Consider the following 9,711-nt stretch of genomic DNA (forward strand, 5'->3'; position numbering starts at 1 on the left):
GTGATAGATGGTTCCGCTTAATTCATTGCTGCCCCATCTGCTTATTGGAACATTAAAGAATGAGCTGATCCGCGCATTCTGACTTTTACCGCTGGCAAAATGTTCACCGTTCAGCTTTGAATCAAAATGGCCTGAACCAAAAATAGTGGTGGTAACGTTGGCCCGGCGCAGACCAGGATAACGTAATGCCTGTTCGCGCCCATTTTCCGGCAGTGTGTCCGCTGCCGGGTGCTGGCTGGACATACTGATCATATTCTGTGCCTGTGCGCGGGCTGCGCCAACGATTGAGCACAGTAAAAGTATTTTAATTTTCATAGGCGTTATTTAGCAGTGGTTAATAAAAGCCGCCGTTGTTATGCTTAAAGGCAACACCGGCCAGCAAAAGGAAATTTGCCTATACTGCGGTAGCCTGTTTAATTGTTTTAGACAAGCGGAAAGCAGAAAGCAGGTAATAGAATGCACCAAACGCCGAGTAACCGGCCAGGTTAGCGATCCCCATTGCCGGAGCGTGCGCCTGAATGATAATAGACACACCTGCAATCATTGATTGCCCGCCGCTGATGATCATGGGCCATTGGCCGCCTAACAGTTTCCTGCGCTGTAAGCCTAAAACCAGCTGGATAGATCCGGTTAAAATTGCCCAGGCGCCGAAAACCATTAAGGTTTCAGGAATGCCTTTTTGTAATACTACGCCAACGGCTAACGTAGTTAACACGCTAATGACAGCATTGATATATTGCGGTGTTCTGGAGGGGCTGTTCAGGTTGGCCCGGATATCCAGGAAAGTCCCGATCACATCCCATGCCGGGTAAATGATCAGCAGGATACTGGCAATTGCCATGGATGTTTTGGCGAAAAGACTAACAAGAATAACCCAGGTTATGGAAAACGCTGCACGGATAAAATAGAGCCTGCGTAATGATCGGGCAGTTTCAACGGTCTGCATTGTTATTGCCGCGTTAAAGGGAGCGGTTGATGTCATGATTTTTAATTTTAAATGGTTTCTTATACCAAAGTTCTGTGGTTTTTTCTGCTGCGTTTTTCACTTAAGTTAATATTGGCAGGAAAACTGCGTGCAGCAACGGTTTTGCTGATCACTATTCTCCCGGTTCAAAATCAAGGGATACGGAATTCATGCAAAACCTTTTGTAGGTTGGCGCCGGTCCGTCATCGAAAATATGCCCCAGGTGAGCGCTACAACGTCCGCACAGCACTTCGGTCCGGCTCATGCCTAATGAATGATCCTCCTGGTATTTCACACTGTTTTTTCTCAGCGGCTCGTAAAAGCTTGGCCAGCCGCAGCTGCTGGCGAACTTCGCATCAGACTTAAAGAGCGCATTGCCGCAGGCTGCGCAGTAATAGGTTCCCCGGATGTTGTTTTCCAGGTACCTGCCGGTAAACGGCTTTTCGGTATTCTTTTTCCTGGCTACCAGGTAAAGGTCAGCCGGCAGGATCTTTTTCCATTCGGCATCAGACAGATGGAGCTGCGTGGTATCGGTTGTAGAATAATAGGGATTGTTCTCATGTCCCTTATCTGATTTCAGGTTCTGGGCGTAGCTGCCGGCGCAAAACAAGGCCAGCATACAGCTTAAAAGAATATGTTTCATTGTTGTTTATTTATAGTTTCTTTTAAGCGCCAATTTCCTGTTATTATGGATGGTATATTTTCACTTAAGTGAAAATCCGGGATTTAAACCACCCCCTTTTTCCCTTATCCTACCCCTGATATTTGATTATTTGCTCCTTTAGCAATAAATTACACCTGGTGCTTTTAAAGGGGTTAAATAATGAGAAACATCTCCTGAATTGTATTGCGCAGGGAGATCAGCAATCCTACCAGGTTGTCTTCAACCACTATTGGGACCAGGTGTACTCCACCGCATTTACTTTTACCAAATCAGCCGAAATATCCATGGATCTTGCCCAGGATATTTTTGTGCAGATCTGGATGAAAAAGGAGGCCCTGAAGAACGTAAGCCGGTTCGAATCCTATTTATACATCACTACCCGCAACCTGATCATTGACCGCCTCCGGAAAAAGGTGTATGTGCATGAAAATGAAGAATATCTGAAAGATTATTTTGAAGAAGCAGGCTACCACCCCGGGCAGCAGCTTGAGTTTAAAGAGCTGGAACAGGCGGTGAACCAGGCCATCCGGCACCTTCCCCCGCAACAGCAAACCGCTTTTCGCCTGAGCCGTTTCCAGGGCTTAAGCCATGAAGAAATTGCCCGCCAGATGGGCATCTCCAAACAATCGGTAAAAAGCTATATCGTACGGGCGATCGTCCAGGTACGCCATCTTCTCGAACAACATACGGGCAACTCACTCTTGTACACGTTCGTGTTATTACTCCTGCAAAAAAAAATTTGAACACCGGCGCTCCCTTCTTTCTTTTAATTACGTCTTTTATATAAAGGGGGGGATAAAGTCTTTACACTTTATCATCCTGTATGATGTATGTTTAAAAATATAAATGTATAGATCCCTTGTAAACCTGGTAATATTTTATGGAAAAACAGGCATTTGAGCATTTAGTGCAAAAGTTTCTGGATGAAACGATCGGGCAGGAGGAGCTGGCAGTCTTTTTGGCGGAAGTACAAAAAGAGCCCGGCCTTGCTGTGATTGACGATGTGCTGCGTGCCCGGCTTGAAAATAAAATGGACAGGGGTTTATCCGATCCGGGCCAGCTGCCTGAAATGTTTGCCGAAGTACTTAAAAGGTCGGGTGAAGCGCCACAGACCCCGGTGGTGGCCATGCCGGTTAAAAGATCTTTTACTTTTAAACGCATTGCCGCAGCGGCGGTTTTAACAGGCCTGGTGCTTGGCGGCTTATATTATTTCAATACCGGTAACCGGGCAAAGGATACAGGGGCTTTACAATCCGGAGCAGCGGCCATCATCAAAGATGTGCAGCCCGGTGGTAATAAAGCAATATTAACCCTGGCCGATGGCAGCACCATTACACTGGACAGCGCTAAGAACGGCCAGCTTTCCCGGCAGGGCAATACCAGTATTATTAAATTAAATAACGGCCAGCTTGCCTACCAGGCTAAGGGCCAGGCGGGTGCTGTAGTATATAATACCATCTCAACACCCCGGGGCGGTACCTATAAAATAACGCTCCCTGATAATACCACGGTTTGGCTCAATGCCGGATCCAGCCTGCGTTTTCCAACAGCGTTCACCGGCAGTGAACGGAATGTGCAAATAACCGGGGAGGCCTATTTTGAAGTAAGCAGGCACACGGGCGCCGACGGCCGCAATGTGCCTTTTATTGTACGTGTGAATGATGCGGCTGCGGGTGGCGGTATGCAGGTAGAGGTGCTTGGAACCCACTTTAATATAATGGCCTATGACGATGAAAGCGTGGTGAAAACAACCTTGCTGGAAGGAGCCGTGAAAGTAACCAAAAGTAATAATAGCGTATTGCTTAGCCCTATGCAGCAGGCAAGACTGGTTAAACAGAACAGCGATCTGAAAGTTACTAACAGTATTAATGCCGAAGAAGAAACCGCCTGGATAAATGGCGTGTTCCAGTATAATGATACCGAGCTCCCGGCCATTATGCGCCAGCTGAGCCGGTGGTACGATGTAGAAGTAAGCTACGAGGGTCCTATACCAACAGATCGTTTTACAGGGAAAATATCAAAGAATATAAGCCTTACACAAGTGCTTAAGATATTGGAGCTGAGCGATCTGCATTTTAAAATTGAAGGAAGGAAAATTATTGTAACGGCCTGATATAAGCTTTAAGCAGTAGTATATTATTGATCCACTATGAAAATTGAACAATGAAAAAATTATTCACGGGATGCTGCAGCCTACACAGCAGAACGGTTCCGCAAAGTTACAGATGGGGTATTAATAAGCCATAGCTGTAACCGGATATCAACCAAACAGGAAATAAAGGAATGCAAACAATCCACGACTTACCATGAAATTGTATCACCACAACATTGCTAAAACAAGCACTTAAATATGATAAGAGAATGAAAAGCTGACTTTAGACCAAATAAAGACCGGGAACGTTGGAGCCGTCCCCGGTTTAATTTGAGCTAATCTTTAGACTAAACAATTGTTTCAGGAACTGTTTATTTATTAACCAAATCAAAACAAATGTATGAATCTGATTGCTTACCGCAAAACCGGTAGGTTGGGGCCTGCCTTGCACCGCCTTACCCGAAGCCGGTTATTATCCAAAACGCTATTGGTTATGAAATTAACCACCATTTTAATACTTGCTGCTTTATTACAGGTTAGCGCTAAGGGATTTGCCCAGAAAATTTCCCTTAAAGCTAAAAATACACCGCTCGTAAAAGTGCTTTCAGAAATTGAAAGGCAAAGCGGTTACTCGTTTTGGTATAGATCATCACTGTTGAAAAATGTAGATAAGATCTCTATAGAGCTCAAAGATGTGAATATTGATGAGGCCCTGAAGAAATGCCTTAACAGCCAGGGTTTTGAATACATTATAGTAGACCGCACCATTATTATAAAGCTGCCGGGGGAAAAGACCGACTACCAGGCCCCGCTGCCACCCGCGCAAATAAAGGGAAAAGTAACTGCCGCTGATGGCACACCGCTCATTGGCGTAAGCGTATTGGTAAAGAACACGCAGCGGGGAACCACCACTGATGCAAATGGTGAGTTTTCCATCAGCGTTAATAAAGGTGAGGTGCTGGTGTTTTCCTATGTGGGTTATGACCCAAAGGAGCTTGCATTTAATGATCAGCCTTTTGTTGCCATAAACCTTTCCGAAAGCAAAGTGACATTGAGCGATTTTGTGGTGGTAGGGTATGGTAAACAGAACAGGGCAGCCTTAACCAGCGCCATTTCAACCGTTAAGGCAGAAGATCTTAACAGGGGCGCCATAAGTGATGTGGGACAGCTGTTGCAGGGCAAGGTGCCTGGCCTGAATATTTCAGCCAGCGGCGATCCCAATAAGCCGGCCGCCGTTGTTATGCGGGGCGCTTCCACCATCAACAGCTCCCAAACACCGTTCTATGTAATTGACGGTATCCCCGGTGCAGATATCTCTGTAATAGCGCCGGATGATATTGCTTCGGTAGATGTGCTGAAAGATGCTGCTGCTACAGCTATTTATGGTAACCGCGGCGCCAACGGCGTTATCATGGTAACCACCAGGAGAGGCAAGAGCGGACAAATGCAGGTGGGATACAATAGCTACATCGGCCTGGAAAAAGTATCCAACAAGCTGGATATGATGGATGCCGGCCAGCTGAGGGATTTCCTTAAAAAGAATAACCTGGCTTTCTCTCCCGCGGACGACAAAGGCGCTAATACCGACTGGCAAAGCTCCATTCAACGCAGCTCCGCAATTGCGCATAATCATAACCTGTCTTTCAGCGGCGGTGGAGAACACGGCAATTACATCGCCAGCGTAAACTATATACGTAAAGAAGGGATCCTTAAATCCAGCTCCCTGGAGCGTGTGATCGCCCGCATGGCCGTAGAGCAATATGCGTTAAATGATAAAGTGAAGTTCGGGCTTACGGTAACCAACTCCCGTACCAATTCCGATGACATTGCCTACCGGAATACCGTATTGCTGGAATCTGCGCTGTACCTGCCGGTTTCACCCATCAAGAATGCGGACGGCAGCTATTTTGAGAACTTCCAGAACCAGAACTACTATAACCCGGTTGCCATGATGGATAACAGCCAGGTGAATAATAAGAACAATACCCTGGTAGGAAGCTTTACCACGCAGGTTAAATTACCTTTCGGGTTCACCTACGATATGAACCTTGCTTACCAAAGCACCAGCCTGTTGTATGGCGCTTATTACAATAAGTATTTTACCGATCATTACACCAACATGTATGATAACCCGGATCCCGGACTGGGCGCGCACACGCAGCAAACATTCGGTACGAACGGGCAGGCGGTAAGAAGCTCATTCCAGAACACGAGCAAGCTGCTTGAAACTTACCTTACCTGGGACCGGAAGTTCGGTAACCACAGCATCAATGCAGTGCTGGGGTACTCCTGGCAGAATTTTGTTAATGGCGATGGTTTCCAGGCTTCTACCTCCAACTTCCCTGTTGATAACATAGCTTACAGGAACTTTGCATTAAGTAATCCTTACGCTGTTAGCTCGTACCGCATCGACTTTGGCCCTAACGGTGTTTACCAGGAAACAAGGCTTATTTCAGACTTTGCCCGCTTAAACTATAACTTCAGGGATAAGTACCTGTTACAGGGTTCTATAAGAAGGGATGGCAGCTCTGTTTTCGGAACCGACCACCAGTGGGGATATTTCCCTTCTGTAGGTGCTGCATGGCGCATCAGCAATGAAGCATTTATGGACAAACAGCAGATCTTTACCAGCTTAAAGCTGAGGGCAAGCTACGGCGTAACAGGTAATGCCACCGGTTTTAATGCATATACTGCACGGCTTATTTCAGGCAGCGTTGGAACATACTATTATAACGGTGTGCTGGGAGCTGCTTATGGCCCCACCCAGGCCGATAACCCGGACCTGCGCTGGGAAAAAACAGCCACCACCAACATCGGTATCGACTTTGCGATCTTAAAAGGCAAATTAAGCGGAACGCTGGAATGGTATAACAAGAATACCACGGGTATGATCTACCCGTACCGGGTTGACCCGCTGCTGGTGCCGGCAGGAACCATTACGGCCAATGGAGGAAGCATGAATAACAGGGGCATTGAGCTGGGACTTAGCGCCACGCCTGTGCAAACCAAAAGCTTCAGCTGGACCTCCAACCTGAACCTGGCGCATAACACCAATAAAATAACCAGCCTCAAAAATCCGCTGTTCACCGGCGGTGATTCGCTGGCAGTAAGCTTCCCGGAAGGCGGCGGCCAGTCCGGCAGCTCTTTACAGCTGTTAAAATCAGGTAAGCCGCTGGGCCAGTTCTTTACATTGGAGTATGCCGGCAAGAACCAGGATGGCGTATCTCAATATGTAGGCGGCGATGGTAAGCTTACTACCTCTCCGTCTATTGGCAGGGACTACCATTATATGGGCAGCGCGCAGCCTAAGCTGCTGGCCGGCTGGTCCAACAGTTTCCGCTACAAGGATTTTGACCTCAACATCTTTATCAGAGGGGTGTTCGGGAATAAAATATTCAATGCTACCAGGGCAGATCTTTTCAGGCCTACTACCGCGCAATACGCCAACATCCTGGTGGATGCAGGTAATGAATCCATTGCCGATGTGAATGCATACCGGTACTCTTCCCGTTTCATAGAAAGCGGCTCTTATGTAAGGTTCGATAATGCAACGCTGGGTTATAATATCAAGAACCCGGGCCGGTACATTAAGAATATCCGGTTATATACCTCTGTGAACAACCTGTTTGTGATCACAAAGTTCAAAGGGGTAGATCCTGAGGTAAACCAGGGAGGTATTGCGCCCGGAGTTGATTACAACAACTTCTATCCTAAAACGCGCACCTTCCTGTTTGGCCTGAACGCGGCATTTTGATCTAATCTGAAAAATCATTAATCATGAAAAAGCTAATTAAATATAGTATTTGCATAGGGAGCCTGGCGCTGGCCATGAGCGCCTGTCATAAGGTGGAGGTGCCGGTTTCCACGGAATTAACACCCGATGTTTTCCCACGGGATTCAGCACAGTTTATACAGGCTGCCGGTCCGGCCTATGTTGCGCTGCGCGGTAACTACGGCGTTGAATATTTCTTTCAGCAATCTTTTAGTACCGATGAGGGCATTATGCCTGCCCGGGGCGGTAACTGGTATGATGGCGGGCAGAATAAGGAAATGCATTACCATAGCTGGACAAAAGACAACGGTTATGTGAATGGCAACTGGACCTGGCTGACAACTACTATTGGCGCTACCAACCAGGCGCTGTCTATCCTGGATAAAAATATGCCGGCCGGTAACTTTAAACAAACCAGCCTGGCAGAGCTTAAAATGGTACGGGCGCTTGCTTATTTTATGCTGATGGATAACTATGGGAATGTACCCATCGATACCCTGTATGGCGATTTTACGCCCAAACCCAATATCCCCCGTGCACAGGTATTTAATTTTATTGAAAGCGAGATAAAGGCGGCTATTCCTTCTTTAAGCAGCGCAACCGGTATTACCACCTATGGCCGGCCTAACCTGTATACCGCTTATGCCTTACTGGCTAAAATGTATCTGAATGCAGAGGTTTATACCGGCACTCAGCGTAACGATGATTGTATTGCAGCCTGCGACAATATCATTAAATCCGGCAAATATGTGTTAGCGGCAAAGGATAGCTATCTTAAGATCTTTTATCCTGACAATGGACCGCAAACGCCTGAATTTATTTTCGCTATTCCTTACGATGCAACATCCGCGAACACGTTTCCTTTTAGAAGTGTGAACATACATGCCCGTTATGATGTACCGCGCAGCGAAACCAAAAAATTCAACCTGCCGTTCACGCCGGGCGGCCCTGCAAGCACCCTGCCTGAATACTATGCCTTCTTTAACGATCCTAACGATGTGAGGAACGGACAATGGCTTACCGGTTTGCAGTATATGAACGACGGCGTTACGCCGGTAACCGTTGCCACTACGAACCTGGGCTATGACCAGTTTTATTCAGGAAGCGATCCTTCCGGTGCATTATTGTTCCATGTAAAGCTTACACCTGATATTGTTTTAAGGCAGGGCGATGCATCACAATTTGATGTGGGTAATGATGAAATAGGCTGGAATATGGGTTACCGCAATATCAAGTTCTATCCCGATGCAAGCTCACCTACCCGTAACCAGAACAACGATATACCGGTATTCAGGTATGCGGATATATTGCTGATGAAGGCAGAGGCAATATTGCGGGGCGGTGCGGCCACCAACGGCCAAACAGCTTTATCCCTTGTGAACGATGTAAGGGCGCAGCGTACTACTACTGCCCCCTGGACGGCCGTAACGCTTGCCACTTTGTATGCAGAGCGTACGCGTGAATTTGCCTGGGAAGGCTGGCGCCGGAACGATATGATCCGCTTCGGCAAGTTTGAGGATAAGTGGGGCCTTAAGACGAACACCGAAACTTACCGCCGTATTTTCCCGATCCCTACATCGGCATTAAGTCTTAACCTGGCGCTCCAGCAAAATCCTGGCTATTGAGTGTTGTAGGCTATCAGTAAAGATTATATAACCCGGGGATCCGTCCCCGGGTTATTCCATTTCAGAATGTTATTTTACACCTAAAGCAAGGTTGACGATGAGAAAGTTTGTTTTATTGTTATGCTGCGTAACCCTCTTGCTGAAAGTAAGTGCACAACCGGATGCACGGGCATCTTACGGGCTTATTAAAAGAATGCTTCCGCAACAGGCTGCTTTTTTTAAAGTGGAGGGATTATCCCAACAGGATGGAAAAGATGTTTTTGAAATTGAAAGCAGCGCCAGTAAAATTATTTTAAGGGGCAATAATGGCGTAGCTGTTGCAGCTGCGCTGTATTATTACCTTACTGAATATTGCCATGCACAGGTCACCTGGAACGGCGCCAACCTTCACCTGCCCACAAAGCTTCCGGCCTTAAAAGAAAAGGTTCGCAGGCAAACACCCTATCAATACCGCTATTATCTTAACTACTGCACTTTTAACTACAGCATGAGCTGGTGGGATTGGGACCGCTGGGAAAAAGAAATTGACTGGATGGCGCTGCATGGTATTAACATGCCGCTGGCTATTACCGGTGAGGAATACACCTGGTATAC

General features: G+C 47.0%; 8 protein-coding genes. 5 read left to right on the forward strand and 3 right to left on the reverse strand.

All coding sequences use genetic code 11. The features are described from left to right. The 3 genes from VIM87_RS23260 to msrB form a co-directional block, all read right to left on the reverse strand. Positions 1–315 (reverse strand): hypothetical protein (locus VIM87_RS23260; RefSeq protein WP_331999322.1); only part of this gene is annotated, 315 nt, incomplete at its 3' end. A gap of 79 nt (positions 316–394) precedes the next feature. Beyond that, positions 395–841, reverse strand: a complete 447-nt coding sequence (locus VIM87_RS23265; RefSeq protein ID WP_331999323.1) for a hypothetical protein — start codon at positions 839–841, stop codon at positions 395–397. 256 nt (positions 842–1,097) lie between these two features. Beyond that, positions 1,098–1,607 carry a peptide-methionine (R)-S-oxide reductase MsrB gene (msrB, locus tag VIM87_RS23270; RefSeq protein WP_331999324.1) on the reverse strand — a complete coding sequence of 170 codons (510 nt, stop codon included), beginning with the start codon at positions 1,605–1,607 and terminating at the stop codon, positions 1,098–1,100. 158 nt (positions 1,608–1,765) lie between these two features. Here msrB and VIM87_RS23275 point away from each other — a divergent pair, with 158 nt between their 5' ends. From VIM87_RS23275 to VIM87_RS23295, 5 genes are all read left to right on the forward strand, one after another. Beyond that, a complete protein-coding gene (locus VIM87_RS23275) occupies positions 1,766–2,371 on the forward strand; it encodes an RNA polymerase sigma-70 factor (protein WP_331999325.1) in 606 nt (201 codons plus the stop codon). A 137-nt stretch (positions 2,372–2,508) separates the two neighbouring features. Then, on the forward strand, positions 2,509–3,741 hold the full coding sequence (locus tag VIM87_RS23280; protein ID WP_331999326.1) for a FecR family protein: 1,233 nt from the start codon (positions 2,509–2,511) through the stop codon (positions 3,739–3,741). Positions 3,742–4,213: 472 nt separating this feature from the next. Further along, complete coding sequence (locus VIM87_RS23285; RefSeq protein ID WP_331999327.1) at positions 4,214–7,474, forward strand: TonB-dependent receptor; 3,261 nt, start codon at positions 4,214–4,216, stop codon at positions 7,472–7,474. A gap of 23 nt (positions 7,475–7,497) precedes the next feature. Further along, positions 7,498–9,117 (forward strand): RagB/SusD family nutrient uptake outer membrane protein, encoded by a 1,620-nt coding sequence (locus VIM87_RS23290; RefSeq protein ID WP_331999328.1) that lies wholly within the window; start codon positions 7,498–7,500, stop codon positions 9,115–9,117. A gap of 97 nt (positions 9,118–9,214) precedes the next feature. Beyond that, a partial coding sequence (locus tag VIM87_RS23295; protein ID WP_331999329.1) for an alpha-N-acetylglucosaminidase N-terminal domain-containing protein occupies positions 9,215–9,711 on the forward strand: 497 nt, incomplete at its 3' end.

This window comes from Chitinophaga sp. (assembly GCF_036569125.1).
Classification (GTDB): domain Bacteria; phylum Bacteroidota; class Bacteroidia; order Chitinophagales; family Chitinophagaceae; genus Chitinophaga.

Bases quoted from the DNA above. Each gene is read 5' to 3' on its own strand.
- VIM87_RS23265 (WP_331999323.1), bottom strand. From the start codon at position 841: ATGGCAATTGCCAGTATCCTGCTGATCATTTACCCGGCATGGGATGTG.
- msrB (WP_331999324.1), bottom strand. From the start codon at position 1,607: ATGAAACATATTCTTTTAAGCTGTATGCTGGCCTTGTTTTGCGCCGGC.
- VIM87_RS23280 (WP_331999326.1), top strand. From the start codon at position 2,509: ATGGAAAAACAGGCATTTGAGCATTTAGTGCAAAAGTTTCTGGATGAA.
- VIM87_RS23285 (WP_331999327.1), top strand. From the start codon at position 4,214: ATGAAATTAACCACCATTTTAATACTTGCTGCTTTATTACAGGTTAGC.
- VIM87_RS23290 (WP_331999328.1), top strand. From the start codon at position 7,498: ATGAAAAAGCTAATTAAATATAGTATTTGCATAGGGAGCCTGGCGCTG.